Below are 25214 nucleotides of genomic sequence, written 5' to 3'. Positions count from 1 at the left end.
CCGTGAGCCGGCTGGTGGTCATCGTCGCGCCCGGCTCGCGCGGGGACGTTCAGCCCTGCGTCGCCCTCGGCCGTGGCCTCGCCGACGGCGGCGACCGGGTCCGGGTGCTCGCCGCGTCCTGCTTCCGGCCGCTCGTCGAAGCTCACCACCTCGGCTTCGCGCCGCTGTCCGCCGATCCCGGTGCCCTCCTCGGCAGCGCGGCCGGCCAGGCGTGGACCGGCGGAAGCCGCCTGACCTTCCTCGCCCGGCTGCGCGAGGTCCTCCGCCCGCTCCTCGACCAGCTCCTCGCCGACGTCCACGCCGGTGCCGCCGGGGCCGACCTCGTGCTCGCGCCCTCGCTCGGCTTCCTCGGCGCCCACCTGAGCGCCCACCTCGGCGTCCCCCACGCCGAACTGCACTACCAGCCCAGCGTGCCGACGCGGGCGTTCCCGCACCCGCTCCTGCCGCGAGCCGCCCGGCTCGGCCCGTGGGGACGGCAGCTCAGCTTCGCCGCCGTCGACGCCCTCACCTGGCAGGTCCTGCGGCCGGAGGTCGACCGCTGGCGCGCCGGAACGCTCGGCCTGCCCCCGGCCGGGGCCAGGGGGCCGCGGCGGCGTTCGACCGTGCTGTGCGGCTTCTCCGACGCCGTGGTGCCGCGGCCGCCCGACTGGCCGGACCGCGTGCACGTCACCGGCTACTGGTTCCTCGACACCGCCCGCCCGCGGCCGGACCCGCGGCTGCGCGACTTCCTCGCCGCCGGGCCGCCCCCGGTGTACGTCGGCTTCGGCAGCATGCAGCCCGCGGACGCCGAGCGGACCTTCGCCGTCGTCCGGACGGCGTTGCGCCGCGCCGGGCTGCGCGGTGTCCTCAGCGACGGCGAGGATTGCGACGACCTGCTCGTCGTCGGGGACGTCCCGCACGAATGGCTGTTCCCGCGCACCGCCGCCGTCGTCCACCACGGCGGCGCCGGGACCACCGCGGCCGGGCTGCGGGCCGGCGTGCCCGCGCTCGTCTGCCCGGTCTTCTCCGACCAGCCCTACTGGGGCGAGCGGGTGTCGCGGCTGAGCGCGGGCCCGAAACCGCTGCCGCTGGCGGACCTCGACGTGGACGTGCTGACCGCCCGGCTGCAGGAGCTGACCGGCAATCCGCTGTTCCGGCGGGGCGCGCAGTACGTCGGCGCGCGCCTGCGTGCCGAGGACGGCGTGGCCCGCGCGTGCTCGGTCCTGCGTTAGGCGAAGATCGTCAGGGCCACGCCCGCCCCGGCGATCACCACGCAGGCCGCGATCGTCGTCCGGCGGTAGTACAGGATCAGCGCCGCGAACTCGCGCAGCAGCGCGCTCGGCAGGAAGTACCGGGCCGTCGGCGCGCCCGTCGCGTGGAACGGCAGGCCCAGCCGGCGGCACTCCACCGCCGTCCGGAACACGTGGTAGTTGCTGGTCACCGCGACCACCCGGTGCGCGTCGGCGGGGAGCAGCTCCGCCGAGAAGCCGAGGTTCTCCTCGGTCGTCGTGGCCCGGTCTTCGCGCCGGATGCGGTCCTCCGGTACGCCGCGGTCCCGCAGGTAGGCGTGCATCGCTTCGGCTTCGGTGACCGTCTCGCCGGGACCCCGCCCGCCGGAAACGACCAGCACCGGCGGCGTCGCCTCCCGTTCGGCAAGCCGGATCGCGCGGTCGAGGCGCCCGGCGAGCAGCGGCGGCACGCGGTCGCCGTCCAGGCCGCAGCCGAGCACGATGATCGCGTCGAACCCGCTGCGGCGGCCGAGCCTGCCGTACACCACGGAGTAGATCAGCAGCGACAGGAACAGGAACCCGAAGTAGCAGGCCAGCACGGCCGCGATGGCCACCAGCGCCGAACCCCACCGGCCGAGCGGGACGAAGAACAACGCCTCCAGCGCCACCAGCCCGGCACCGAGGCCGAGCGACAGCAGGTTCCCGGCGCTGCGCCCTTCCCGCCGCCACATCCGCACGCCGTTGGCGATCAGCGCGGCCGGCAGCACCAGCGCGACGAGCACCACCACGACCCCGAGCAGGACCGCCAGCACCGGCGTCAGCCACTCCAGGTGCAGGGCCGCGCGCAGCAGCCACAGCGCGGTCAGCAGCAGCGCGACGCCGAGCCAGACGGCGTTGCCCAGCCGCCGCGGTTCGCGCGCGAGCCGCACGGCGAACACGACGAGGGCCACCCCGGCGGCGACCGGCAGCACCCCACCGGCGACGTTCACCCCGGCCTCCCTGGTTTTCCGTGCGGGTCCAACCTAGCGGGCCGCCGGTCTGGCAGGGTGACGGACGTGACCGATCGGCGACCGGCGTTCGTGCTGCACGAGCACTGGCGCCCCCGGCACCACTTCGACCTGCGCCTGGAGGAGGCCGGCGTGCTCCGCTCGTGGGCGGTCCCGCGCGGCCTCCCCCCGGACGCCGCCACGAACCGGCTCGCGGTCGCGGTGCCGGACCACGCCCTCGACCACCTGGCCTACGAGGACGACACGAAGAAGATCGCCGACACGGGCTGGTGGGAGGAACACGACCGGACGGCCAAGCGGATCCTGTTCACCCTGCACGGCCGCGCGGGCCCGGTGCGCTACGCCCTGATCCGCACGGCGAGCGATTGGCTCCTCCACCGCACCCGCGACCAGCCGGGCGACGAGACCGAGTAGCCCCAGGACTGTCGTGAGTGGTAAGGCGGGTTCTAACCCGCCTTACCACTCACGACCTGGACCACACGCGAGTTGTGGGTCAGGCGGACGGGCGGAAGCGGACGCCGGTCGGCATCGCGCGGTGGGCCCAGTGGCCCAGCAGCACCAGCAGCGCGATCTCCAGCACCATCATCAGCCGCTCCACCAGGCCGGTGGCCACCGTCGGGAGGTGGCCGCCCAGGACGACGTTCACCGCGAACGGGACGATGAACGGCAGGTAGAACGGGATCGCCGCCAGGGCCAGCCGCCGGGACCAGGTCGCGAAGCGGCGCCAGCGCGGGTCGTCGCGGTGGCGGCGGCCCAGCGCCCAGCCGACGACCGGCAGGCTCAGGCACGTCACCGCCGACGCGTAGAGGTGGATCTTGCCCGTCGCGGTGATCGCGCCGCCCTGGGGGTCCTTCGCGAACACGGCCACCGCCAGCAGGCTCACGCACCACAGCGCCTTCGCCGCCACCAGCGCCGGGTTCGCCAGCAGGCCACGGCGGTAGAGCGCCACCAGCAGCAACGCCGATCCCGTGCTGGTGAGCAGCAGCGCGCCGTCCCACAGCAGGCGGCCGGGGCTCAGCGCGTAGTCGCTGAGCATCGTGCTCACCGGGTCGAGCGGGGCCAGGCGCCGGTCGACGTGCAGCACGGTGAGCAGCACGACGGCGCCGGCGAAGGCGGCGAGCGCCCCCGGGACGAGGAGGCGGGCGCGCAGGCGGGGACGGACGGGTGCGGGACACAGCATGTAGGGAGACACTCCGGGACGGTTCGGCTGGTTCAGGCGCAGCCGCGCACGCTACCCGTGACCATTCCGTGACCATGGCCGACGCGCCCGCGCTGTGACGCAGGCCACCGTCAGTGGTCGCCGTCCTGCGGGATCTCGGCCGAATCCGTGAGCCGCAGCTTGCGCCGCGCCCGCTGGTAGAACGTCGTCATCCCGAGCCGCACCACCCGCGCCGCGCTCGGCCGGCCGCGCAGGTCCAGCCGCTCGCCGGGGGAGACGTACCCCTCGACCTGGCCGTCGACCTCCACCGCGAGCCGGCCGCTGGTGGGCAGCAGCTCCAGGGTGACCTCGTCGTGCACCGACAGCACCACGCCCCGGCTGTACGCCGAATGTGGTGCCGCCGGAGTCACCAGCAGGGCCTCCACCGCGGGGCTGGTGATCGGGCCGCCCGCCGAGAAGCTGTACGCCGTCGAGCCGGTCGGGGTCGCCACCACGACCGCGTCGGCCGAATAGCTCACGAACGGCTGACCGCCGACGCGGACGGCGACCACCGCGCTGCCGTCGCCGGGCACGCGCACCACCGCGATGTCGTTGAACGCGGTGATCCTGCGCCCCTGCAGCACCGCGTCCACGGCCAGCCGCGGCTCCACGGTGAACTCGTGGCCGTCGATCGCCGACAGCGCGTCCGGCAGGTCGGGGACGTCGACCTCAGCCAGGAAGCCGAGCTTGCCGAGGTTCACCCCGAGCACCGGCGCGCGCTGCCCGTCGGCCAGCCGCATGGCCCGCAGCATCGTGCCGTCGCCGCCGAGGCTGACCACCAGGTCGGAGCGGCGCCCGAGCTCCTCGGGCGTCACCCCGATCGCGGCGCAGTTCAGCCGGACGATCTCGTCGGCGATGCCGAGGACCTCGATGCCCCGGTTCCCGGCCCAGCCGAGCACGGCGTCGACGGCGGCCGCGGAGTCGCGGCGGGGGTGCAGCACGAGCCCGGCGGAGTGCATGTCAGCGGCCCCGGGCGGGGGAGAAGCGCGTCATGCGCTCAGTCTGCCCGCTCCCGCCCCGCGCCGCCGCGAGAACCGCAGCGCGCCGTCGTCGATCCGGCCGTGCCGCAGCTTGACGACGTCGTGCGCGTAGCTCATGCCCAGCTGCCACGGCGCCCGCGACCCGGCCTTCGGGAACTCGTCGATGGACCGCAGCACGTATCCGGCGTCGAAGTCCAGCAGCGGCCGCTCGGTGACCGCCGGGTCGTCGTTGACCGGGACCGCCTGGTCGTGGCCGTGCCGGTCGAGGTGCCGCAGCAGCCGGACGACGTACTCGGCGACGAGGTCGGCCTTGAGCGTCCACGACGCGTTCGTGTAGCCGATGGTGAAGGCGAAGTTCGGCACGCCGCTGAGCATCATCCCCTTGTACGCCATGGTTTCCGGCAGTTTCACCGGGTCGCCGTCGACGACCAGGTCGATGCCGCCGAAGGCCAGCAGCCGCAGCCCGGTCGCGGTGACGACGACGTCCGCTTCGAGCTCGCCGCCCGATTCGAGCCGGATGCCGGTCGTCGTGAAGGACGCGATCCGGTCGGTGACGATCGAGGCGTCACCGCGCTTGATCGAGCGGAACAGGTCACCGTCCGGGACCAGGCACAGCCGCTGGTCCCAGGGCTGGTAGCGCGGCTTGAAGTGGGTGTCGACGGCGTATCCGGGCGGCAGCTGCTTCATCGCGGCCTTGCGGATCAGCCGCTTCACCACGCCCGGCCGGCGCCGGCTGAGCTGGTAGATCAGCGTGCTCACGGCGACGTTCTTCCAGCGCGCGATCGGGTACGCCAGCCGCGGCCCGAGCAGCCCGCGCAGCCGGTTGGCCAGCGCGTCCTCCGAAGGCAGCGAAAGGATGTACGTGGGGGAGCGCTGCAGCATCGTCACGTGCGCGGCGCGGTCGGTCATCGCCGGGACGAGCGTCACCGCCGTCGCGCCGCTGCCGATGACGACGACCTTCTTGCCGGTGTAGTCCAGGTCCTCGGGCCAGTGCTGCGGGTGCACGACCGTCCCGCCGAAGTCCTCGAGCCCGGGGAACTCCGGGGTGTGCCCGGCCGCGTAGTCGTAGTAGCCGCTGCAGAGGTACAGGAACTTCGCGGTGAGCTCGACCGGTTTCCCGTCGTGCTCGGCCGTGACCGTCCACCGTGCGTCCTCTGTGGACCATTCGGCCCGGACCACCTTGTGCCCGAACCGGATGAACCGGTCGATCCCCGCGTCGGCCGCGGTGTCGCGGACGTACCGCAGGATCGACGGGCCGTCGGCGATCGCCTTCGCGTCGGTCCACGGCCGGAACCGGTAGCCGAGGGTCTGCATGTCCGAGTCGGACCGGACACCCGGGTAGCGGAACAGGTCCCAGGTGCCGCCGATCGCCTCGCGGGCTTCGAGGATCGTGAAGGTCTTGCGCGGGAACGCCGTCCGCAGGTGGTGGGCCGCGCCGACGCCGGACAACCCGGCACCGACGATCAGCACGTCGACGTGGTCGGTCATCTCAGACGGCCTCCGTCCGCCGGGCGCGCTGCAGCACGCGGGTCAGCACGGCGTTGTAGTGGGTGGGGGTGATGCGGGCGAGCGCGTCGAACAGGTAGGCGTCCGGGCCGACCAGGATGCGGGCCTTCCCGCGGTCGACGCCGGTGTGGATGATCGCCGCCGCCTTGTCCGGCGACGTCATCGTCATGGCCTCGAACTGCGCGGCCATCTGCTCGTGGGTGCGGCCCCGGCCCTCGGGGTCGCGGCGTACCCGGGCGTTGCGCGCGATGTTCGTCGTGATGCCGCCCGGGTGGACGGTCACTGCGCGGACGTGGGTGCCGCGCAGCTCCTGCCGCAGCGACTCGGTGAAGCCGCGGACGGCGAACTTCGCCGCGCAGTAGGCGCTCTGGTACGGCACCCCGAGCAGGCCGTAGACGCTGGAGGTGTTCACGATCGCGCCTTCGCCCTGCTCGACGAGGATCGGCAGGAACGCCCGCGTCCCGTGCACCACGCCGTGGAAGTTGATGTCGTGCAGCCAGTCGTCGTCCTCGGGCACGGCGTCGAGCACGGACGAGGTGACCGCGACCCCGGCGTTGTTGAACACCGCGGCCAGCGGCGCCGGGAGCCACTCGCGGACTTCGGCGGCGAACCGGAGCTGGTCGTCGGCGTCGCGGACGTCGAGGACGCGGGTGAGGACGCGGCCGTGCAGGGCGGCCGCGGTGGCCTTGAGGCCGTCTTCGTCGACGTCGGCGAGGGCGACCGGCGAACCGAGCCGTGACAGCCGGGTGGCCAGCGCGCGGCCGATGCCGGACGCCGCGCCGGTGATGACCACCGGACGCCCGGTGAGACTACGAGGCCGGGACATCGCTGCTCCTCGCGTGCTCGTCGATCAGGTCGAGGATGGTCGGCCAGGCGCCCTCGGGCAGGTCGTGCCCCATGCCCGGGACGGTTTCGAGGCGCGCGCCCGCGATGGCGCGCGCGGTGGCGGCCCCGCCGGTCGGGTGGACCATCCGGTCGCGGTCGCCGTGGATCACCAGCGTCGGCGCGGTGATCCTCCGCAGCAGCGGTGTCCGGTTGCCGGACTTCATGATGGCGGCGAGCTGGCGGCCGACACCGCCGGTCGTCGGGTCGCGGTCCCAGCCCGTGGCGGCCAGTTCGCGCACGAAAGCCTCGTCGAACGGGAAGCCGTGCGAGCCGATGTGCCGGAACATCCGGACCGCGCTCGCGATCGCCTCCTCGCGGGACTTCGGCGGCTTCGCGCCCATCAGCCGCCACGTCGAGAGCGCCGGGCGGCCGATCAGGCGGGACCCGGTCGTCGACATGATCGACGTCAGGGTGCGGATCCGGTCCGGGTAAAGCGCAGCGACGGTCTGGGCGATCATGCCGCCCATGGACACCCCCGCGATGTGCGCGGTCTCCAGGTCGAGGGCGTCGAACAGGCCGATCGTGTCGGCGGCCAGGTCCGTCAGGTCGTACTGCTGCGCGGGGAACCGGCCGGCGAGCATGCCGACCAGGCTCGGCGGCCGGAACCGCGGGTGCGTCGAGCGCCCGGCGTCGCGGTTGTCGAACCGGACGACCTCGTAGCCGCGCCCGGCGAGCTTCGCGCAGAAGGCGTCCGGCCAGCTGTGCAGCTGCTGGCCCAGCCCGGCCACGAGCACCAGCGGCTCGGCGCCGGCGTCCCCGATCCGTTCGTACGCCAGGGAAATCCCCCGGCCGACGTCGGCGATCTGTTCGGTCACTGCTCTCCTCCGGTGCTTCGGCGGCGCACGACCGCGCGGCCGCCCTTGGCGGGGGCGTAGGCGACACCCCGCGAGTGCCAGCGTTCGCCGGGCTCGGTCGTCGGGACCAGCGTGAAGTCCCGCAGCAGGGTCCGCAGCACGACGGTCATCTCCATGGTCGCGAAGGCGGCGCCGAGGCAGCGGCGGGTGCCGCCGCCGAACGGGATCCACTGGTAGAGGTCCGGCCGCGCGCCGGCGAAGCGGTGCGGGTCGAAGGTGGCCGCGTGCGGGAAGACGGCGTCGTCGTCGTGGATCAGCGCGATGCTGACCAGCACGGCGTACCCCTTCGGCAGCGTCCACCGGCCGAGCCGGAAGCCGTCCTGCTTGACCTGCCGGGCGGTGAGGTCGATGACCGGGCGGGTGCGCTGGACCTCGAGGATGGTGGCGTCGAGGAGCTTGTCGTTCCGGTCCAGCTCGGCGAGCAGCGCGGGGTGGCGGCGGAGGCGCTCGACCGCCCAGGCCAGCGTGGTCGCGGTGGTCTCGTGCCCCGCGGTGAGCAGCGTGAGCAGCTGGTCGGCGATCTCCTCGCGGCTCAGCCCGGACTCGTCGTCGTAGCGGGTCTGCAGCATCATCGACAGGACGTCGTCCTTTTCCCCGGCGCGGGCCTTCGCGATCAGCCGGTCGACGATCGCGTCGTACTCGCGGCGCATCCGTTCGAAGCGGCGCCACGGGTTGAAGCGGCCCTTCTTGGAGATCGGCGCGACGGCCAGCCGGGAGCCGAGGGTGACGAACGGCGGGAGCAGCTCGCGCAGCTCGGCGAACTCGGCCCCTTCGGCGCCGAAGACCGCGCGGAGGATGGCGTTGAGCGTGATCCGCATCATCGACGGCAGCGTGGCGAACGGCTTGCCTTCCGGCCAGGTCGCGAGCTCGCGGACGGTCTCCTCTTCGACGATCTTTTCGTACCCGGCGAGGCGGCGGCCGTGGAACGGCGGCACCAGCAGCTTCCGCTGCCGTTTGTGCTCGTCACCGGACAGCGCGAACATCGACCGCGGCCCGAGCACGCGCCCGAGGTTGACCTCCAGGTTGTCGACGAGGTCGGGCCCGGAGGTGAACAGCTGCTTGATCTCGGCGGGGCTGCTGATCACGACGGCCCGGCCGAAGATCGGCACGTTCACCGTGAAGGCGTCGCCGTAGCGCTCTTTGAGCCGCCGCATGCCGCGCAGCGGCTGGGTCAGGGCGTAGGCGCCCTGGACGGCCCGCGGCACGGTGGGCCCCGGCGGCAGCGTGGCGGGGCTTGTCATGGTCGTCATCGACCCTCCCGGAAGGTGGTACGCGAACGTACCGTCGGTACGGTACGCCGGTGTACCATGCCTTTTCAAGAGGAAGGGTCTAGCGTGACGTCAGTGGACGTAGACACCCGCCCGCACCGGCAGCGCCTGTTGGACGGGCTGGCCGGGTCGATCACCGAGACGGGCTTCCGCGACACGACGGTGGCCGACGTGGTCCGCCGCGCCCGCACGTCCCGCCGCACGTTCTACGAACACTTCGCCAGCCGTGAAGAGTGCCTGATCGCGCTGCTGGCGGAGGCGAACCGGTCGATGATCCAGCAGATTTCCGAGGCGGTGGACCCGCAGGCACCGTGGGCGCGCCAGGTCCGCCAGGCGATCGAGGCGTGGATCGCCTGCGCGGAGTCCGAGCCGGCGATCACGCTGAGCTGGATCCGCGACGTCCCGGCGTTGGGTGCCCCGGCCCGCGACCTGCAGCGCGACGCGATGGAGGGGTTCATCGCGATGACGCACCGCCTGACGGACACCCCCGAGATGCGCGCGGCGGGCATCAGCCCCCCGTCCCGCCAGCTGTCGATCATGCTGCTGGGCGGCCTGCGCGAGCTGATCGCAACAACCGTCGAGGACGGCGGCCGGGCCGGCGACGTCACCGAGGTGGCGGTGCGCGCCTCGATCGCCCTGCTCGGCCCGGCCTGACTTCCCCTCAGAGCGCGGGCTTCAGCACCTCCCGGCACCAGGTCCGGAAGTCCGTCGCCGCGATCGTCGCCGTCGCCCAGTCCGCGTCGTAGATGCCGTCGTCCTGGGCGGCGAACATCTCGGCCGCGTCCGCGACCAGCCGTTCGCTCGCCCCCTGGGACCGGCGCATCGCGGCGAAGCCGGCCAGGGTGATGCGCTGGTAGGCGACCGGCCGGCCCAGCTCCTCGCTCAGCACCTCGGCCATACCCTCGGGCGTGAGCCGGTCGGGGCCGAACACCGGCACGTCCGCCTGTTCCGTCCAGGACCGGTCCGTCAGCAGTCCCGCGGCGGTGGCCGCGATGTCGCGGGTCGCGATCGTGGCGAGCGGCCGGTCGGCGGCGCAGGCCAGGGCGAACACGCCCCGCTCCCGGATCGAGGCGAGCTGGCCGAGCAGGTTCTCCATGTAGAAGGGCGGCGACACCGCCCGGTAGGCCGCGCCCGCCTTCCGGAGCTCGACGTCCATGGCGAAGGCCGCGGAAAGCACCCCCGCGGGCTTGGTCCACCCGTGTCCGGCGCTGCTCACGGCGACGACGTGGCCGACGCCATGGCGGCGGACCGCCGCACCACCGGCCCGCGCGAAGGTGAGGTAGTGCTCTTCGGCGCTCGCCGCGGCCGGGTTCGGCGGTACGAGCCAGAACAGCGCCTCGGCGCCGGGCAGTGCCGCGTCGAGCACGGCCGGGTCGTCGTGCGTTCCCTCGACCACCTCGACCTGCTCGCGGACGTCGTCGCCGAGCCGGGCGGCGTCGCGGACGACGACCTTGACCTTGGTGCCGGCGGCCAGGAGGTGCCGGACGAGCCGGCGGCCGACCTGCCCGGTGGGCGTGGTCACGACGATCATGGGAGCTCCTAAGCTGAAGGTGAATTCCGCTTCCGAATATAGCCCGGGAGCCGCCACCGTCAAGTACGCTGGGGCGACCATGACCGCTTCCCGACGTGCGCTGCGCGCCGACGCCCGGCGCAACCGCGACGCCATCCTCGACGCCGCCGGCGATCTGTTCGCCCAGCGTGGCGACGCCGTCCAGATGGAGGAGATCGCCGACCGCGCCGGGCTGGGCGTCGGCACCCTCTACCGGCACTTCGCCGACAAGCAGGCCCTGCGCGCGGCGATCATCGGCCGCCGGTTCGAGGAAATGACCTTCCTCGCCGAGGCCGCCGAGCAGGCGGACGACCCTTGGGTGGCGTTCGAGTCGCTGCTCTACGGCTACCTGGAGGCGGCGGAACCCGACGCCGCGTTCCGGTTCGCCCTGCTCGGGCCGGACGAACCGAGCTGGGCCGACATCGAAGAGCAGAAGGCCGCGTTCTCGGCGATCGTCGGGCGCATCGTGCAACGCGCGGTCGAAGCCGGGCGGCTGCGCACGGACTTCGGCCCCGGGGACTTCATCCTCATCACCCGCGCCGCCATGGCGAACATGGGCGACGGCCGGTGGCGGCGGCTGATCGACCTGCAGCTCGAAGGCATCCGCGCCTGAAGACGCGCCGAGGGCGCGGCACCCGCGTGCCGCGCCCTCGTGCCGGGTTACGCGTCCAGGTCCCGGGCGATCAGCTCGGCCAGCGCGTCGACCGAGGTCTGCGCCTGGTCGCCGTCGGCGGACAGCTCGACCTCGTCCCCGTGGGCCGCGCCCAGGGTCATCAGGCCGAGGACGCTGGCCGCGTCGACCGGGTCCCCCGCCACCCCGCCGGTGATCTTCGCGATCTTCACCTTCGCGGGCTGGCCGGCGGCCGTCTTCGCGACCAGGCCGGCGGGGCGGGCGTGGAGCCCGACGCTGCTGGCGACGAGCGTGCGGCGGTGGTACACAGTGGACTCCTTCACGCGTTGACGGGCTGGCCGGAGACGGCGGCGGAGCGTTCCGCCGAGCGGAAGCGCACCTGCTTGAGGGCGATGACCGAGCCGGCCGCGACCGCGGTGCCGGCGATCAATGCCACCAGGAACAGCAACGGGCTGCCGATCAGCGGCAGGACGAAGATCCCGCCGTGCGGGGCGCGCAGCGTGGCGCCGAAGGCCATCGACAGCGAGCCGGTGACCGCCGAGCCGAGCATGATCGACGGGATCACCCGGAACGGGTCCGCCGCCGCGAACGGGATCGCGCCCTCGGTGATGAACGACGCCCCGAGCAGCCAGGCCGCCCGGCCGTTCTCGCGCTCGGCCTCGGTGAACAGCTTCTTGCGGACGGTCGAGGCCAGCGCCAGCGCCAGCGGCGGCACCATCCCGGCCGCCATCACCGCGGCCATGATCTGCAGCGACCCGGTGGCGCCGGTGGTCAGGCCGCCGACGGCGAAGGTGTAGGCCGCCTTGTTGACCGGGCCGCCCATGTCGAACGCCATCATCAGGCCCAGGAGCGCGCCCAGGAGCAGCGCGCTGGCCCCGCTGAGGCTGTTGAGCCAGTTGGTCAGCCCGCTCGTCGCGGCCGCCATCGGCTTGCCGACCACGACGTACATCAGCACACCGACCACAATGGACCCGAGCAGCGGGTAGACGACCACCGGCATGATGCCGCGCATCGCCTTCGGCACCCGGATCTTCTTCAGCCACAGCACCACGCCACCGGCCAGCAGACCGGCCACGAGGCCGCCGAGGAACCCGGCGCCGACCGTGACGGCGATCGCGCCGCCGACGAAACCGGGCGCGATGGCCGGGCGGTCGGCCATCGCGAAGGCGATGAACCCGGCCAGCACGGGCACCAGGAACTTGAAGGCGGCGCTGCCGATCTGGAACATCAGCGCGGCCCAGCCGGCCACCGAACCGGCGTCGAAGTGCTCGGTGACCGCGGGCGCGTCGGAGATCTCGTACCCGCCCAAGGCGAACCCGAGCGCGATGAGCAGCCCGCCCGCGGCGACGAACGGGATCAGGTAGCTGACCCCGGTCATCAGCCACTGCCGGACCTTGGTGCCCGCCTTGTCGTTCGCGCCGACCTTCGAGGTCAGCTCCGGGGCCGCGGGGGCGACGGGCTCGCGCGCGGCGGCCTTGGCGCGTTCGAACAGCCCGGCCGCGTCGTTGATCGCGGCCTTGACCGGCGCCTCGACGATCGGCTTCCCGGCGAACCGGTCCCGGCCCTGCACGGCGAGGTCGGCGGCGAAGATGACGGCGTCCGCGCTCGCGATGTCCTCGGCGGACAGCGGTTCGGAGCCGGCCGACCCCTGCGTTTCGACGACGATCTCGTCGCCGTTGGCCTGGGCGGTCTGCTCCAGCGACTCGGCCGCCATGTAGGTGTGGGCGATCCCGGTGGGGCAGGCGGTGATGGCGACGAACTTCATGATCAGGCCACCTCCTGGCGGATGTAGTCGGCGAGGGCGGCGGCGTCGGCGGCGTCCAGGAGGTGCCGCTTGAACTCCGCCCGGACGAGCCGGCGGGCGAGGGCGGCCAGTACCTTCAGGTGGTCGCTGCCGCCGCCTTCCGGCGCGGCGATGAGGAAGATCAGCTTCGCCGGGCCGTCCGGCGCGCCGAAGTCGATGCCCGCTTCGCTGCGGCCGAAGGCCAGCGTCGGCGCGGTGACCGCGGCCGAGCGGCAGTGCGGGATGCCGATGCCGCCTTCGAGCCCGGTGGCCATCTGCTCTTCGCGGGCGGCGACGTCCTTCAGGAACAGGTCGAGGTCGGTCACCCGGCCGGCGTCGACGAGCCGCTGCGCGAGGCCGCGCACGGCGGCCTGCTTGTCGCTCGCGTCGAGGTTCAGGTCGACCAGGTCGGCGGTGATCAGGTCTGGGGTGGTCATGCGGCGGCTCCGCTGAGGGTGAAGGAAGGATCGACGTCCAGCACGCGCACCTGGTCGGGGTGCACGTCCTGCGGGGTGGGCATGCGGCTGCCCTCCTGCGTGACCGCGGCGGTGCCGTAGGCGACCGCGGTCCGCAGGGCTCGGGGGCCGGTTCCTCCCGCGTGGAGGAACCCGGCGAGGGCGGCGTCTCCGGCGCCGACGGTGCTGCGCACGGCCACCAGCGGGCCGAGCGCGTGGCAGGTCCCGGTCTCCTCGACGAGCACCGCGCCGCGCGCGCCCAGGCTGACCAGCACGCGGCCGACGCCGCCGGAGATCAGCTCCCGGCAGACCGCGACGACGTCGCCGAGCAGCGGCAGCGGCCGGCCGGCGAGCTCGGTCAGCTCGTCGAGGTTCGGCTTGAGCAGGTCCGGGCCGCCCGCGCAGGCGGCGGCGAGCGGCGCGCCGGAGGAGTCGACGGCGACCTTCGCGCCGGCATCGTGCGCGAGCTTCGTCAGCCGCGCGTAGAAGTCGTCGGGCACGCCGGCGGGGAGACTTCCGCAGCACACCAGCCATTCGCCGCGCGCGGCCAGCTCGACGGCCCGGCGTTCGAGGGTGGCCAGCTCGGCGGGGGAGATCTCCGGGCCCGGCTCGTTGATCTTCGTCGTGGTCCCGTCGGCTTCGACGAGCGTGATGTTGCTGCGGGTCGACCCGGCGATCGGCACCGCGACGACCGGCACGCCTTCGGGCGCGAGCAGTTCGCCCAGCCGTTCGCCCACCGGGCCGCCGGCGGGCATCAGGGCCACGGTCGGGGTCCCGGCGGCGGCCAGCGCGCGGGCGACGTTCACGCCCTTGCCGCCCGGGTCGAGCCGGACGGCGGACGCCCGCAGCACCTCGCCGCGCCGCAGCTCGGCCAGCCGCAGCGTCCGGTCGAGGCTGGGGTTGGGGGTCACGGTGACGATCACGCCAGCACCACCTCCGGGCCCGCTTCCTCGAGTTCGGCCACCGCGCCGGCGTCGATGCCGTTGTCGGTGACCAGGACGTCGATCTCGGCCAGCCGCGCGAACCGGCTGAGCTGGTCGGTGCCGTACTTGCTGTGGTCGGCCAGCAGCACCCGCTTGCGGGCGGCGGCGACCACGGCGGCCTTCACCGCGGACTCGGCCATGTCCGGCGTCGTGCAGCCGTGTTCGGCCGAAAAGCCGTTGGCGCCCAGGAAAGCGACGTCCACGAGGAGGCCGTCGAGCGCGTGCAGCGTCCAGGCTTCGACCGCGGCGAGCGTCGTCCCGCGGACGCGGCCGCCGAGGATGTGCAGCGTGATGCCCGGGCGGGTGGCGAGGATCGAGGCAACCGGGATCGAGTTGGTGATCACCGTGAGCTCGCGGTCGGTGGGCAGCAGCGTCGCGAGCCTGCTGGTCGTGGTGCCCGCGTCGAGCAGGATCGAGCCGCGGTCGGGCACCAGGTCGAGGGCGGCCCGCGCGATCGCGTCCTTTTCGGCGGCGTTGGTCTGGTCCCGCTGCGCGACCTCGGGTTCGAAGTCGAGCCGTTCGACGGCGACGGCGCCGCCGTAGACGCGGCGGACGACGCCCTGGCGTTCGAGGACGCCGAGGTCGCGGCGGATGGTCTCGGGGGCGACACCGAGTTCGCCGGCGACGTCGTTGACGTCGACCCGGCCGTCACGACGTGCGCGTTGCGCCAGGAGCTGGTGCCGTTCGGCGGCGTACATGCCCGTTCCTCTCCGATGTTTGCCCGTTGCCGTTTGATTGTGCCCGTTGTTACCGTACTGTCAATCCCCAGTTACGAGATCCTTGGCGTTCGGAGGTCTTTTCATGCAGCTGTCCGGAGTCGGAGTCAGCCCGGGCCGGGTGGCCGGCCCCCGTGTCGTGGTGGCCGCTGACCTGCCGAAACCCGCTTCCGAGCCCGTTCCGTCGGATCTCGCGGCCGAAGCGGGCAAGATCGGGCAGGCGGCAGCTGCAGTGGCGACCGCGTTGTCTGATCGTGCCCGTTCCGTGTCCGGAGATGCCCGGTCGGTCCTCGAGACGACGGCCGCGATGGCGTCCGATCCGGCGTTGACCGCGTCCGCGGAGAAGCTGGTCCTCGGTCGCTCGCTCCCGGCGCCGCGAGCGGTGTGGGAGGCGGCGGGGGAGTTCATGACGGCGCTGCAGGCCGCCGGCGGCTACCTGGCCGAGCGCGCCCGGGATGTCGCGGACGTCCGGGACCGGATCGTCGCGGCGCTGCTGGGCGTGGCCCCGCCGGGCGTCCCCGAGCTGACGTCGCCGAGCGTGCTGGTGGCCCGCGACCTCGCCCCGGCCGACACGGCGGGCCTCGACCCGGACCTGGTCCTGGCCCTGGTGACGGAGGAGGGCGGCCCGACGAGCCACACGGCGATCCTGGCGCGGGCGCTGGGCATCCCCGCGGTGGTGGCGTGCGCGGGCGTCCTCGGCCTGGACAGCCCCGGCCTCGCGGTCGACGGGTCCGCGGGCACGGTGGCCCCGGCCGACGGCACGGTACGGGCGCCGGCCCGGACCGCCCGCCCGGAGTGGGACGGCGTCGGCCGCCTCGCCGACGGCCACCGCGTGAAGCTCCTGGCCAACGTCGGTTCCGCGGCCGACGCGTCGGCTGCCGCGGCGGCCGGCGCCGAGGGAATCGGCCTGTTCCGCACCGAATTCTGTTACCTCTCGGCGGCTTCGGAGCCGACGGAGGCGGAGCAGCGGGCGGCGTACGCGGCGGTGCTGTCCCCGTTCGCGGGGAAACCGGTCGTGGTCCGGACGCTCGACGCGGGCTCGGACAAGCCGTTGGCGTTCTTGCCGATGGGCGAGGAACCCAACCCGGCACTGGGCGTCCGCGGGTTGCGGGTGGCGTTCGACCGCCCGGAGCTCCTGGACCGCCAGCTGTCGGCAATCGCGGCGGCGGCCGCGGAAACGGGCGTGGAGCTGTCGGTGATGGCCCCGATGGTGGCAACGGCGGCAGAAGCGGCCTGGTTCGCGGACCGAGCCCGGGCAGCGGGGATCGCCAGGGTGGGCGTGATGATCGAGATCCCGGCGGCGGCGTTGTGTGCGGCTTCGATCTTCGAGGTCGTCGATTTCGTTTCGCTCGGGACGAACGACCTGGCCCAGTACGTGTTCGCGGCGGACCGCCAGCTGGGCGCGGTGGCGGCGTTGAACGACCCCCACCAGCCGGCGTTGCTGCGGCTGGTGGGAATGGTCGCGGAGGCGGCGGCAGGCAAGCCGGTCGGGGTGTGCGGCGAGGCGGCAGCGGACCCGTCACTGGCCCCGGTGCTGGTCGGCTTGGGCGTGACGTCGCTTTCGACGAACGCGGTCGCCTTGGCGGGCGTGGGCGCGGTATTGCGCGAGGTGGACCTCGAGACGTGCCGCGTCAGGTCACGGCGGGATCTCCGAGGGCGAGCTCGGGCGGCCGGCCTCGCCGGGTGACGACGACGGCCGCGGAACCGAAGGGAGACGCCGCCACGCCCGGCCGGGACAGCTCGAGCCGCAGCACGCGGGCGCCCGTGACGTCCAGGTCGATGGTGGCCGGTTTCCCGGCCGAGACGTCGTGTTCGGACCGTGGCGTCCCGTCGAGCACCGTCCGGACCCGGCCCACCTGGAACGGGTCGCGGGCGTTGTCGAGCACCCCGGCGACCGTGGTGAACCGCTGGTAGTGGCCGCCGAGGTCCAGTTCGACGAACCCCTGCCCCGTGGCGGACGGCGTCCTCGGCCGCAGGACGATGCTGTCCGCGTAGCGCAGGCCGTCGATCCACGCCTCGCCCCGCCGGACTCCGGGGCTGGTGCACGTCCACGGCAGGTCCCCGGCGGGCACCCGCCGCGGTGCCCGTGCTCCGCCGCGCCAGACCCCGCGGCGGGGCATCGGATGCCTCCCCTGGCCCGTGATTGCGGCGAGCAGGTCGGCGACGCCTTCGTCGCTGAATTCCGCGATCTCGTACCGGGTCATGGAGTAGGGGTTGAGGAACTCGGGGATCTCGTCGATCGACCGGCCGGGCAGGACGACGGGGAGGACCCGGCGGGTGCCGTCCTCGAGGTCCCTGGTCAGCTTGTTGCGGATGATCGCGGTCTCGAACTGGGCACCGCGGCCCTCGTCCGGCGGTGCCTCGCCGTCGGCCCGGGCCCGGTACAGGGGAGACGCCACGACGATGACGAAGTCGGCCGCCTTGAGGTTGCGGGTGGCCCACAGTGACCAGTCGATGCGGTGGTTGTCGTGCCACTGGTCGAGCACGACCTCCAGGCCGATCCGGCTGTGCAGGAAGGTCGCGAACCGCCGGACCAGCTCCTTGTGTTCTTCGGTGTCGTGCGAGTAGCTGAAAAACACCTTCGGCGGATCGGGTTCTGACATCGGCTTCCCCTCGGATCGGTCGGTGAATCACCGATCCGGGAGATCGGTTTCCCGCAAACGATTCGGCCCCTCGTGCTCCGTGTTCGCCTGTCATATATCGGCCGGACTGCCGATTGTCAAGGCAGCGTTTCCGGCTCGGTTCGGGCCCTGGCCAGCTATTGTCCTGGATCTGTCAGCTTTCCCGTCTTCTTCCTCTGACCCCGCGGATCTAGGATCGATCCGCCTGGCGGGAGCGGTGAAGGGGCGGCGGCACGCGTGTATGAGTACGACGTGTTCATCAGCTACCTCCGCACCGCAGGGGACATATCGGCGTGGATTCGCCACCATTTCCACCCGCGCCTTCTGGAAGTGCTCGGCAACAACCGGTACGAGGACGTCCGGATATTCTTCGACGACCAGGTCCGGGTCGGATCCCGCTGGCCCGCGGAACTGAGCTCGGCCCTGCAACGTTCGCGGGTGCTGGTTCCGGTCTGTTCGCCGAAGTACTTCCGGGACGAATGGTGCCTGGCCGAGTGGGCCTCGATGGAGGAGCGGGAGGCGCTGACCGGGGCGCGCCGGCGGCCCCTGATCTACCCGGTGATCTTCTGCGACTCCCGGCACTTCCCCGACTGGGCCCACGCGCGGCGCCCGCGTGACCTGCAGCAGTGGAACCACCCCTTCGAGCACTTCCAGACCGCGCCGGCCTACCTCGACTTCAACCAGCAGATCAAGCAGATCGCCGCGGAGCTGGAGGACCTCATCGACGGGGCGCCGGAGTGGCGGGGCGACTGGCCGGTGCGCACCCCGGCCCCGGCACCGCCGAGCCGGGCACGGATGCCGAGGTTCTGACCGATGCCGGGAACGATCTTCACCTTCTACTCCTACAAGGGCGGGGTCGGCCGGAGTTTCACGCTGGCCAACGTCGCCGTGCTGCTCGCCCGCTGGGGCCACCGCGTGCTCTGCCTGGACTGGGACCTCGAGGCCCCCGGCCTCGGCGACTACTTCCGGTCGCAGCTGCCCGCGCCGCCGTCCGGCGGTGTGGTCGACCTCGTCGACGACTTCCGGCACGGCCGGTTCGCCCCGGAGGCCCATGTCCAGCGGCTGACCGGCGTCGGCGTGCTCGACTTCCTCGCCGCCGGCCGAGATGATCCCGGCTACGTCACCCAGGTGCAGGAAATCGGCTGGGACGGCCTGTACGACGACGGCTTCGGCGAATACCTCGAGAAGTGCCGTGAGTTCTGGACCGCCCGCTACGACTTCGTCCTCGTCGACAGCCGCACCGGCATCTCCGACATCGGCGGGATCTGCACGGCGCACCTGCCGGACCACCTCGTCCTGCTGTTCACCGCCAACCGGCAGAGCATCCTCGGCGCGGTGGAGGCGGCCCGCCGCGCCGACGCGGCGCGCAACCTCCTGCCGTTCGACCGCGCGCGGCTGACCGTGCTGCCGGTGTTGTCGCGGTTCGACAACCGGGAGGAGTACGACCGGTCCGAGACCTGGCGCCGCATCGTCGTCGACGAGACGGCCGAGCTGTACCGCACCTGGCTCGACCAGGCCGTCGAACCGGCGACCATGGCCCGGCACCTCACCCTGCCGTACGTGTCGTACTGGAGTTTCGGCGAGCAGCTGCCGGTGCTGTCGGAACAGACGCCGGGCGCCGACCAGATCGGGTTCGCCCTCGAGACGGTCGCGGCGGTGATCGCCTGCCGGCTCGACCGGACCGACCTGCTGGCCGAGAACCGCGACGCCTACGTCGCCGCCGTCCGGTCGAGCCGCCGGGAGTTCAAGCACGACCTGCGGGTCAGCATCCCGCGCACGTCCGTCGGCACGGCGAACGAGCTGGTCGACGAACTGAAGAGGCGGGACGTGCGCGCGGTGAAATCCCTCTCGGGCGACCGGTCGCTGCTCTCGCGGGCCGAAGACGACGCCCGGCACCTGTGCCTTGTCGTCGACGGCAAGGTCAGCCGCTGGCAGGCGGCCGAGGTCGAACTGTTCCTGCACCGCACGCTCGGCCAGGACCGCCGGGTGATCCCGATCCTGACGGCGGGCACCGAGGCGTCGTCGCTGCCGGGCTACGTCGGGAACCTCCGCTACCTGCGCCTGGGCGGTTCACGGGGTCCCGCCGAGGTGGCCCGCGACCTGGTCGGCCAGCTGAAGGGCGGCACCCCGCTCGCCGACGACGATCCGGACCTCCCGGCCCTGCTCGGCCAGGTTCGCGAAGCCCGCCTGCGCCCGTCGCGCTGGGACCTCGTCGACGAACTGGTCACGGCCCTGCAGCCGGCCGTCGGCGCGGCCGACAGCGGCCGGGCCCGCGACCTCGCGACGGACCTCGCCGTCGCGGTGAAACCGCATTCCCCGGACGGCGCCGACCGCCACCCGGCCCCGCCGGGCGTCCGCCGGTCGATCGACTGGCTCCTGAGGATTCTCGACACCCGCGCCCAACCCACGACGCAGCACCGGAAGGATCTCGGATGACCGACCGCTTGGGACACCGGCAGACCGCGGCGATGTTCACGCTCATGGTACTGGGCCGCGAAGTGCCCAACCCGGAGCTGAAGGAGCTGGTGGGCTTCACCCTCACCGGAAAGGAACGCACGCAGCTGAACGACAGCGGGTACGTGGACAGCGAGAAGTCCGGCCGCACGTTCGTCCACCAGCTGACCGACAGCGGCTGGGCCTGGTGCGAGAAGGAGCTCGGGGCGAAGAAGCCCCCGCCGCCGCGGCCGCAGAGCACCCTCTGCACGGTGCTGTACCTGGTGCTGGGCGGGTTCGACGACTTCCGCCGCGCCCGGAACCTGCGGCTGGCCGACGTGTTCGGTGCCGTGGTTTCCTCGGCACCTGCCGAAGATCTCGAAAGCCGCATCCGTGTCGCCTACCGGGAACTGGTGAAGGAGCCGCGCGGATGGGTCGGGCTGGTCGACCTGCGGCCGAAGCTCGGTGCCCCGGCAGCCGAAGTCGACGCCGTGCTCAAGAGGCTGAGCAGCGAGGGCAAGGTGCACCTCGTCCCGGAGGACAACCGGAAGGCGCTCACCGCCGCCGATCACGAAGCGGCCATCCGCATCGGCGGTGAGGACAACCACCTGCTCTCCATCGAGGCGCTGTGATGGACGAGCTCAGGGCTCTGGCAACGCTGAGCTTCGACTGGGCGGACACACCGGACCACGTCTGGCACGACTCGCCCTACCACGTCGACGGCTTGCACGGCGACGCGCTCGCCGCGATCAACGCGGGCATCCGCGACGCCTCCGGCAGCGAAGGGCCGAGTCCGATCGGACTTGTCCTGCGCGGTCTGAAGGGTGTCGGCAAGACCCACCTGCTGGGCCTCGTCCGGCGCCAGGTGCACCGTGCGCGGGGTTACTTCTTCCTCGACGACGTCACGGCGGGGGACGCGTTCTGGGAAAACACGGCGGAGGCGCTGCGCCGCGGGCTGGTCCACCCCGATGATTCGGGTGAGTCGCAGCTGAAGCAGTTCTTGCTGCGCGTGTGCCTGCGTGCGCACGTCGATGCCGGCATCGAGGCGAGGATCCGGCGCGGGCGCGGTCTGACGGTGGACGACGTCGAAGCCTTCATCACGGCCGTCGACTCCCTCGACGAAAGGGTTGCGGACGAATGCGGGGACACCGCACGCGCCCTCGTGCTCATCGCCAGCAAGGAGCCCGGTGCCAAGTACATCGGCGAGGACTTCCTCGACGGCGACGAACAGCTCACGCCGGAAGCGCGGAAGTGGAACATCTACTCGCGGCCGAAGCCCGCCCGGGTCCTCGTGCGGGAGATCACCCGGCTGCTGGCGCTCACGGGGCCGGTCGTGATCGCCGTGGACCAGCTCGACACCCTCATCGCCGAATCCGGCCGGCGCACGCAGGAAATCGGGACCAGCGCCGAGGAAGACCTGCTCGTGGCCCAGATCGCCGACGGGCTCATGGGCCTGCGCGAGGTGACTCGCAAGACCCTCACCGTCCTGACCTGCCTGCCGAGCACCTGGGAGCAGATCAGCACGAAGGCGACCGGGACGGTGCCCGACCGGTTCCGCACATCGGTCACCCTCGGCCGGATCCTCGACCCCGAGGTCGGCCGGGCGCTGGTGGCGAAGCGGCTCGGGGTGGCCTACGAGGCCATGGGGTTCACCCCGCCGCACCCGACCTGGCCGGTCGCGCCGGATGCCTTCGCCGAGCCCTGGGAGCAGTGGACGCCACGGCAGCTGCTGAAGCGGATCGGCGCGCACATCGAACTGTGCCTGCGCGCCGGTCAGGTCCAGGAACTCGGTTCGTTCGACGAAAAGGCCGCGGTGCCGGTCGTCCCCGTGCGCGCCGCGGTCGAGCACGACCGGTTCGCCGAGCTCGACGCCGAGTTCGAAAAGCTGCAGGCGGAAGCCGATCCGCAGGCGCTGCTCGCCGAGAAGACCGTGGACAGGACCATGCCAGACCTGCTGTCGGCCGCGCTGCGGTGCTGGGTCACCGAGGTCGGGAACGACGAGATCGAATGGTCGTGCGAGCGCCAGAACGGGCGCAGCGGGGTGCACGCACGGCTCATCCGGACCGTCGTCGAGTCCGTCGACCTGCAGGAGCACTGGGCTTTCCGGGTGATCGCGGCCCGGGATCCGCGGGCCGCGCTGAGCCGGTTCCGCAAGGCCCGCTCCGAGGCGGGGCAGTTGCAGGGTGCGGACAACCGGCACCTCGTCATCCTCCGGGACGCCTGGGGACGCGGCGCCAAGACGCGGGAAGAGGTCGAGAAGTTCACCACCGCCGGCGGCCGGACGATCCCGCCGAGCCCCGCCGACGTCCGGATCTTCTGGGCGCTGAACAAGATGCTCGCCAACGGCGGCCGGGAACTGCACGAGTGGCTGATCGACCGGCGGCCCGCGAGCCGGTCCGAGTTGTTGTCCGCCGTGCTGCCGGAAAAGCCGTCGGGGCGGGCCGCCGAAGGGACCCACCCGCCGCCCGCCGACGGGGAAATCACCCTCGGCACCGTCGTCGATTCGGGGGAACCCGTCCGGATCGAACTCTCCGCTCTCCGCAAGCACGCTGCCGTCTTCGCCGGGTCTGGGTCCGGGAAGACCGTGCTCCTGCGGCGGATCGTGGAAGAGTGCGCTCTGCTGGGCGTCTCCGCCATCGTCCTCGATCCCAACAACGACCTCGCGCGGCTCGGGGATCCCTGGCCCGAACCGCCCGACGGCTGGACGAACGGCGACGCCGAACTCGCCGGGAAGTACCTCGCCGAGACCGATGTCGTCGTCTGGACGCCGGGGCGGGCGACCGGGCGGCCGCTGGCCTTCCAGCCGCTGCCGGACTTCGGTGGGGTGCTCGACGACTCCGACGAATTCACCGCCGCCGTCGAGGTGGCCGTGGCGACGCTCGCCCCTCAAGCCCGGCTGACCGGGAGCACCGCCAAGGCGAACATCGGGCTCGCCGTGCTCCGGCAGGCGGTCGTCCACCACGCGCGCACGGGGTCGCGGAGCCTGCCGGACCTCATCGAACTGCTGGCCGATCTGCCCGACGATGTCAGCAACCTCAACGACGCCCCGCGCATCGCCGCCGGGCTGGCCGAAATCCTGAAGGCCGCCATGGTCAACGATCCGCTCTTCGCCGGCGGTGGCGAGCCCGTCGATCCCGGCGTGTTGCTGACGCCGGCGGTGGGGAAGCGGGCGCGGGTTTCCGTGATCAGCTTCGTCGGGCTGCCCGCGGACGAACAGCGGCAGAACTTCGTGAACCAGCTGCAGATGGAGCTGTTCGCGTGGGTCAAGCGGAATCCGGCCGGCGACCGGCCGCTGGGTGCGCTGTTCGTGATGGACGAAGCCCAGACGCTGGCGTCGTCGGCGGGCCTCACGGCGAGCACGCGCAGCACGATCGTGCTGGCTTCGCAGGCGCGCAAGTACGGGCTGGGCCTGCTGTTCGCCACGCAGGCACCCAAGGGCCTGCACAACCAGGTGACCGGCAACGCGATGACGCAGTTCTTCGGCCGCCTCAACAGCCCGGCCCAGATCGCCGCGGCCAACGAGCTGGCCCGCGCGAAGGGCAGCCCGGTCGCGGACATCTCCCGGCTGGAACGGGCGCAGTTCTACGTGGCGGGGGAGGCGTTCGGCTTCCGTCAGGTGGCGACGCCGCTGTGCCTGACCCACCACCCGGCCAGCCCACTGCGGCTGGAGGAGGTGATCGCCCGGGCGCGGAAGCACTGAGCGGCTGTCGATCCGGGCGGGTTTCGTTCGACGCAGTGGTAAGCGAACCCGGCCCGAAGGGGACTCCCATGATCCGCCTCTACATGACGACGTCCCTCGATGGTTTCGTGGCCGGACCGGACGACCGCCCCGGCCAGGAACTCGGCCGCGGCGGCGGCCGGCTCTTCGACTGGCTCGACCACCGGCACGGGGACGGTGCCAGCGGGCAGATCTACCGTGAGGCGCTGGCGACCGGCGTGCCGATCCACGTGCTCACCCACCACGTCGATCCCGCGGACACTTCGCCCGGCAGCGCCCGGTTCTTCACCGATGTCACGGCAGCTGCGGAAGAAGCCCGCGCCGCGGCGGGCGAGCGCGCGGTCATGGTGCACGGCGCCGGGGCGGCGCAGGCGTTGCTGGCCGCGGGCCTGCTGGACGAGATCGAACTCCACGTCGTCCCGGTGCTCCTCGGTGCCGGACGGCGGCTGTTCGGCGACACCGAAGCCGAGCTCGAACTCGTCCGCCGCCTCGAGGACCGCGACGTGCTCCACCTGCGCTACCGGGTGCGGTGACCGGCGATCGGCCGGAGTGCCCGGTCCCGGCGTGCGGGACCGGGCACTCGGCTCAGTCCGCTTCCGGGAAGTGGATGTCGGTGACGTGCACGTCCACGACCTCGACGTCGAGGCCGAGGTACTGCTCGACGGCGTCGATCACGGCGACCCGGACCTGCTCGCCCGCCGCCTTGACCGCGTGGCCGAACTCGAGGACCAGCGGGATCGTGATCCAGGCGACCTCGTCGGCCAGCTCGACCTTGATCCCGCTGTCGTCGACGCTGTGCACGCCCTCGGTCTTGGCGGCGATGCGCAGGACGATCTTGCCGACCACCCCGTCGGCGACCGTGGTGCTGCCGCGGGTGCCCGCGGCCGGGCGGGCCGCGGCCGGCTCGGCCTCGACGGCCGGTTCCGCTTCGGCTTCCGCGACGGGCTCGTCCTCGGAAACCGGCGCCTCCTCGGCTTCGGCGACCGGCTCCGCCTCCGCGACCGGCTCGGCTTCGGTCTCGGCCTCAACGGTGTTCGAGTCCGTGTCGTCGTCTTCGGCTTCGGCGACGTCCTCGTCGGAGGCGTCCGCGACGTCCTCCTCGGACTCCTCGGTGTCCGTCGCGTCTTCGTCGGCGTCCTCGGTCTCGGCGGCGTCCAGCTCCTCTTCGGCGTCCTCTTCGGATTCGTCGGCCGCTTCGGCCTCGGCGGTTTCCGCCGTGGCTTCCGCCTCCGGTGCGGATTCCGTCTCCTCGACCACGACGTCCGCGTCGGCGGTCTCGGCGGCGGGCGCCTCGGCGACCACCACCGGCTCGGGCTCGACGGTGCCGTAGGCGTAGCCGCCGGTGTTTTCGTTCTTGGGACGGCCGAAGATGCTGTTGATGACGTCGGACATGGTTTCCCTTTCCGGGAGCGACGACCT

Annotated in this window: 25 protein-coding genes; 10 read left to right on the top strand and 15 right to left on the bottom strand. The window is 72.6% G+C overall.

Features of this window, described 5'->3' with window-relative positions; translation table 11 throughout:
• The first annotated feature begins 2 nt into the window (after nt 1–2).
• Nucleotides 3–1211, top strand: coding sequence for a glycosyltransferase (locus OO60_RS03865; RefSeq protein ID WP_004561076.1), 1209 nt, complete (start codon nt 3–5; stop codon nt 1209–1211).
• On the opposite strand, the gene OO60_RS03860 is transcribed toward OO60_RS03865, so the two are convergent.
• Nucleotides 1208–2197 (bottom strand): YdcF family protein, encoded by a 990-nt coding sequence (locus tag OO60_RS03860; RefSeq protein ID WP_004561077.1) that lies wholly within the window; start codon nt 2195–2197, stop codon nt 1208–1210. The genes OO60_RS03865 and OO60_RS03860 overlap by 4 nt on opposite strands.
• Nucleotides 2198–2263: 66 nt before the next feature.
• Between OO60_RS03860 and OO60_RS03855 the strand changes: the two genes are divergently transcribed.
• Nucleotides 2264–2629 carry a DNA polymerase ligase N-terminal domain-containing protein gene (locus tag OO60_RS03855; protein WP_004561078.1) on the top strand — a complete coding sequence of 122 codons (366 nt, stop codon included), beginning with the start codon at nt 2264–2266 and terminating at the stop codon, nt 2627–2629.
• A gap of 79 nt (nt 2630–2708) precedes the next feature.
• Here OO60_RS03855 and OO60_RS03850 read toward each other — a convergent pair whose 3' ends face one another.
• The 6 genes from OO60_RS03850 to OO60_RS03825 all read right to left on the bottom strand — a co-directional run bounded on the left by OO60_RS03850 (nt 2709) and on the right by OO60_RS03825 (nt 8888).
• Complete coding sequence (locus OO60_RS03850; RefSeq protein ID WP_240490900.1) at nt 2709–3407, bottom strand: DUF998 domain-containing protein; 699 nt, start codon at nt 3405–3407, stop codon at nt 2709–2711.
• Between the two features lie 98 nt (nt 3408–3505).
• Nucleotides 3506–4372, bottom strand: coding sequence for an NAD(+)/NADH kinase (locus tag OO60_RS03845; protein ID WP_004561080.1), 867 nt, complete (start codon nt 4370–4372; stop codon nt 3506–3508).
• Between the two features lie 30 nt (nt 4373–4402).
• Complete coding sequence (locus OO60_RS03840; protein ID WP_004561081.1) at nt 4403–5881, bottom strand: flavin-containing monooxygenase; 1479 nt, start codon at nt 5879–5881, stop codon at nt 4403–4405.
• A 1-nt stretch (nt 5882) separates the two neighbouring features.
• On the bottom strand, nt 5883–6725 hold the full coding sequence (locus OO60_RS03835; protein WP_033260766.1) for an SDR family NAD(P)-dependent oxidoreductase: 843 nt from the start codon (nt 6723–6725) through the stop codon (nt 5883–5885).
• On the bottom strand, nt 6709–7599 hold the full coding sequence (locus OO60_RS03830) for an alpha/beta fold hydrolase (protein WP_004561083.1): 891 nt from the start codon (nt 7597–7599) through the stop codon (nt 6709–6711). Before OO60_RS03830 ends, OO60_RS03835 begins: the two co-directional genes overlap by 17 nt.
• Nucleotides 7596–8888: a cytochrome P450 gene (locus OO60_RS03825; protein ID WP_033260765.1), complete on the bottom strand. Its 1293-nt coding sequence runs from the start codon at nt 8886–8888 to the stop codon at nt 7596–7598. The genes OO60_RS03830 and OO60_RS03825 overlap by 4 nt, the downstream gene beginning before the upstream one ends.
• 84 nt (nt 8889–8972) lie before the next feature.
• Between OO60_RS03825 and OO60_RS03820 the strand changes: the two genes are divergently transcribed.
• Nucleotides 8973–9560 (top strand): TetR family transcriptional regulator, encoded by a 588-nt coding sequence (locus tag OO60_RS03820; RefSeq protein WP_033260764.1) that lies wholly within the window; start codon nt 8973–8975, stop codon nt 9558–9560.
• A 7-nt stretch (nt 9561–9567) separates the two neighbouring features.
• Here the strand turns inward: OO60_RS03820 and OO60_RS03815 are convergent, their stop codons facing one another.
• Nucleotides 9568–10437: an NmrA family NAD(P)-binding protein gene (locus OO60_RS03815; RefSeq protein ID WP_004561086.1), complete on the bottom strand. Its 870-nt coding sequence runs from the start codon at nt 10435–10437 to the stop codon at nt 9568–9570.
• Nucleotides 10438–10516: 79 nt separating this feature from the next.
• On the opposite strand from OO60_RS03815, the gene OO60_RS03810 reads away from it, so the two are divergent.
• Nucleotides 10517–11068 (top strand): TetR/AcrR family transcriptional regulator, encoded by a 552-nt coding sequence (locus OO60_RS03810; protein WP_004561087.1) that lies wholly within the window; start codon nt 10517–10519, stop codon nt 11066–11068.
• 47 nt (nt 11069–11115) lie between these two features.
• On the opposite strand, the gene OO60_RS03805 is transcribed toward OO60_RS03810, so the two are convergent.
• From OO60_RS03805 to OO60_RS03785, 5 genes are read right to left on the bottom strand one after another with little or no spacing between them, the layout of a single operon-like run.
• Nucleotides 11116–11394: an HPr family phosphocarrier protein gene (locus OO60_RS03805; protein ID WP_004561088.1), complete on the bottom strand. Its 279-nt coding sequence runs from the start codon at nt 11392–11394 to the stop codon at nt 11116–11118.
• Between the two features lie 11 nt (nt 11395–11405).
• Nucleotides 11406–12851, bottom strand: coding sequence for a PTS fructose transporter subunit IIC (locus tag OO60_RS03800; RefSeq protein ID WP_004561089.1), 1446 nt, complete (start codon nt 12849–12851; stop codon nt 11406–11408).
• A 2-nt stretch (nt 12852–12853) separates the two neighbouring features.
• The gene (locus OO60_RS03795) at nt 12854–13306 is read right to left on the bottom strand and encodes a PTS sugar transporter subunit IIA (protein ID WP_004561090.1); all 453 of its coding nucleotides are present in this window, start codon (nt 13304–13306) and stop codon (nt 12854–12856) included.
• Nucleotides 13303–14247 carry a 1-phosphofructokinase gene (pfkB, locus tag OO60_RS03790; RefSeq protein WP_033260763.1) on the bottom strand — a complete coding sequence of 315 codons (945 nt, stop codon included), beginning with the start codon at nt 14245–14247 and terminating at the stop codon, nt 13303–13305. The genes OO60_RS03795 and pfkB overlap by 4 nt, the downstream gene beginning before the upstream one ends.
• Nucleotides 14244–15005: a DeoR/GlpR family DNA-binding transcription regulator gene (locus OO60_RS03785; RefSeq protein ID WP_004558433.1), complete on the bottom strand. Its 762-nt coding sequence runs from the start codon at nt 15003–15005 to the stop codon at nt 14244–14246. The genes pfkB and OO60_RS03785 overlap by 4 nt, the downstream gene beginning before the upstream one ends.
• A 103-nt stretch (nt 15006–15108) precedes the next feature.
• On the opposite strand from OO60_RS03785, the gene OO60_RS03780 reads away from it, so the two are divergent.
• On the top strand, nt 15109–16710 hold the full coding sequence (locus tag OO60_RS03780; protein ID WP_033260762.1) for a phosphoenolpyruvate--protein phosphotransferase: 1602 nt from the start codon (nt 15109–15111) through the stop codon (nt 16708–16710).
• On the opposite strand, the gene OO60_RS03775 is transcribed toward OO60_RS03780, so the two are convergent.
• Complete coding sequence (locus OO60_RS03775) at nt 16655–17626, bottom strand: SEFIR domain-containing protein (protein ID WP_004558432.1); 972 nt, start codon at nt 17624–17626, stop codon at nt 16655–16657. The genes OO60_RS03780 and OO60_RS03775 overlap by 56 nt on opposite strands.
• Nucleotides 17627–17881: 255 nt before the next feature.
• On the opposite strand from OO60_RS03775, the gene OO60_RS03770 reads away from it, so the two are divergent.
• The 5 genes from OO60_RS03770 to OO60_RS03750 all read left to right on the top strand — a co-directional run bounded on the left by OO60_RS03770 (nt 17882) and on the right by OO60_RS03750 (nt 24328).
• Nucleotides 17882–18454 carry a TIR domain-containing protein gene (locus tag OO60_RS03770; protein WP_004558431.1) on the top strand — a complete coding sequence of 191 codons (573 nt, stop codon included), beginning with the start codon at nt 17882–17884 and terminating at the stop codon, nt 18452–18454.
• 3 nt (nt 18455–18457) lie between these two features.
• Nucleotides 18458–20080: a KGGVGR-motif variant AAA ATPase gene (locus OO60_RS03765; protein WP_004558430.1), complete on the top strand. Its 1623-nt coding sequence runs from the start codon at nt 18458–18460 to the stop codon at nt 20078–20080.
• Nucleotides 20077–20709, top strand: a complete 633-nt coding sequence (locus OO60_RS03760; RefSeq protein WP_004558429.1) for a hypothetical protein — start codon at nt 20077–20079, stop codon at nt 20707–20709. The genes OO60_RS03765 and OO60_RS03760 overlap by 4 nt, the downstream gene beginning before the upstream one ends.
• Nucleotides 20709–23777, top strand: a complete 3069-nt coding sequence (locus OO60_RS03755) for an ATP-binding protein (protein WP_004558428.1) — start codon at nt 20709–20711, stop codon at nt 23775–23777. The genes OO60_RS03760 and OO60_RS03755 overlap by 1 nt, the downstream gene beginning before the upstream one ends.
• Nucleotides 23778–23845: 68 nt before the next feature.
• Nucleotides 23846–24328 carry a dihydrofolate reductase family protein gene (locus OO60_RS03750; RefSeq protein WP_004558427.1) on the top strand — a complete coding sequence of 161 codons (483 nt, stop codon included), beginning with the start codon at nt 23846–23848 and terminating at the stop codon, nt 24326–24328.
• 52 nt (nt 24329–24380) lie between these two features.
• On the opposite strand, the gene OO60_RS03745 is transcribed toward OO60_RS03750, so the two are convergent.
• Nucleotides 24381–25187, bottom strand: coding sequence for an Asp23/Gls24 family envelope stress response protein (locus OO60_RS03745; RefSeq protein WP_004558426.1), 807 nt, complete (start codon nt 25185–25187; stop codon nt 24381–24383).
• Nucleotides 25188–25214 lie beyond the last annotated feature (27 nt).

The organism is Amycolatopsis vancoresmycina (assembly GCF_000716785.1).
GTDB classification, from domain to species: Bacteria; Actinomycetota; Actinomycetes; order Mycobacteriales; family Pseudonocardiaceae; genus Amycolatopsis; species Amycolatopsis vancoresmycina.
The sequence above is the reverse complement of the archived record's forward strand: the minus strand, read 5'-3'. Positions and strand labels throughout refer to the sequence as shown.

Excerpts from the sequence above, each read along its gene's own strand:
- OO60_RS03845 (WP_004561080.1), bottom strand. The coding sequence starts at position 4,372 with ATGCACTCCGCCGGGCTCGTGCTGCACCCCCGCCGCGACTCCGCGGCC.
- OO60_RS03840 (WP_004561081.1), bottom strand. The coding sequence starts at position 5,881 with ATGACCGACCACGTCGACGTGCTGATCGTCGGTGCCGGGTTGTCCGGC.
- OO60_RS03835 (WP_033260766.1), bottom strand. The coding sequence starts at position 6,725 with ATGTCCCGGCCTCGTAGTCTCACCGGGCGTCCGGTGGTCATCACCGGC.
- OO60_RS03825 (WP_033260765.1), bottom strand. The coding sequence starts at position 8,888 with ATGACGACCATGACAAGCCCCGCCACGCTGCCGCCGGGGCCCACCGTG.
- OO60_RS03815 (WP_004561086.1), bottom strand. The coding sequence starts at position 10,437 with ATGATCGTCGTGACCACGCCCACCGGGCAGGTCGGCCGCCGGCTCGTC.
- OO60_RS03810 (WP_004561087.1), top strand. The coding sequence starts at position 10,517 with ATGACCGCTTCCCGACGTGCGCTGCGCGCCGACGCCCGGCGCAACCGC.
- OO60_RS03800 (WP_004561089.1), bottom strand. The coding sequence starts at position 12,851 with ATGAAGTTCGTCGCCATCACCGCCTGCCCCACCGGGATCGCCCACACC.
- OO60_RS03795 (WP_004561090.1), bottom strand. The coding sequence starts at position 13,306 with ATGACCACCCCAGACCTGATCACCGCCGACCTGGTCGACCTGAACCTC.
- OO60_RS03785 (WP_004558433.1), bottom strand. The coding sequence starts at position 15,005 with ATGTACGCCGCCGAACGGCACCAGCTCCTGGCGCAACGCGCACGTCGT.
- OO60_RS03780 (WP_033260762.1), top strand. The coding sequence starts at position 15,109 with ATGCAGCTGTCCGGAGTCGGAGTCAGCCCGGGCCGGGTGGCCGGCCCC.
- OO60_RS03775 (WP_004558432.1), bottom strand. The coding sequence starts at position 17,626 with ATGTCAGAACCCGATCCGCCGAAGGTGTTTTTCAGCTACTCGCACGAC.
- OO60_RS03765 (WP_004558430.1), top strand. The coding sequence starts at position 18,458 with ATGCCGGGAACGATCTTCACCTTCTACTCCTACAAGGGCGGGGTCGGC.
- OO60_RS03760 (WP_004558429.1), top strand. The coding sequence starts at position 20,077 with ATGACCGACCGCTTGGGACACCGGCAGACCGCGGCGATGTTCACGCTC.
- OO60_RS03755 (WP_004558428.1), top strand. The coding sequence starts at position 20,709 with ATGGACGAGCTCAGGGCTCTGGCAACGCTGAGCTTCGACTGGGCGGAC.
- OO60_RS03750 (WP_004558427.1), top strand. The coding sequence starts at position 23,846 with ATGATCCGCCTCTACATGACGACGTCCCTCGATGGTTTCGTGGCCGGA.
- OO60_RS03745 (WP_004558426.1), bottom strand. The coding sequence starts at position 25,187 with ATGTCCGACGTCATCAACAGCATCTTCGGCCGTCCCAAGAACGAAAAC.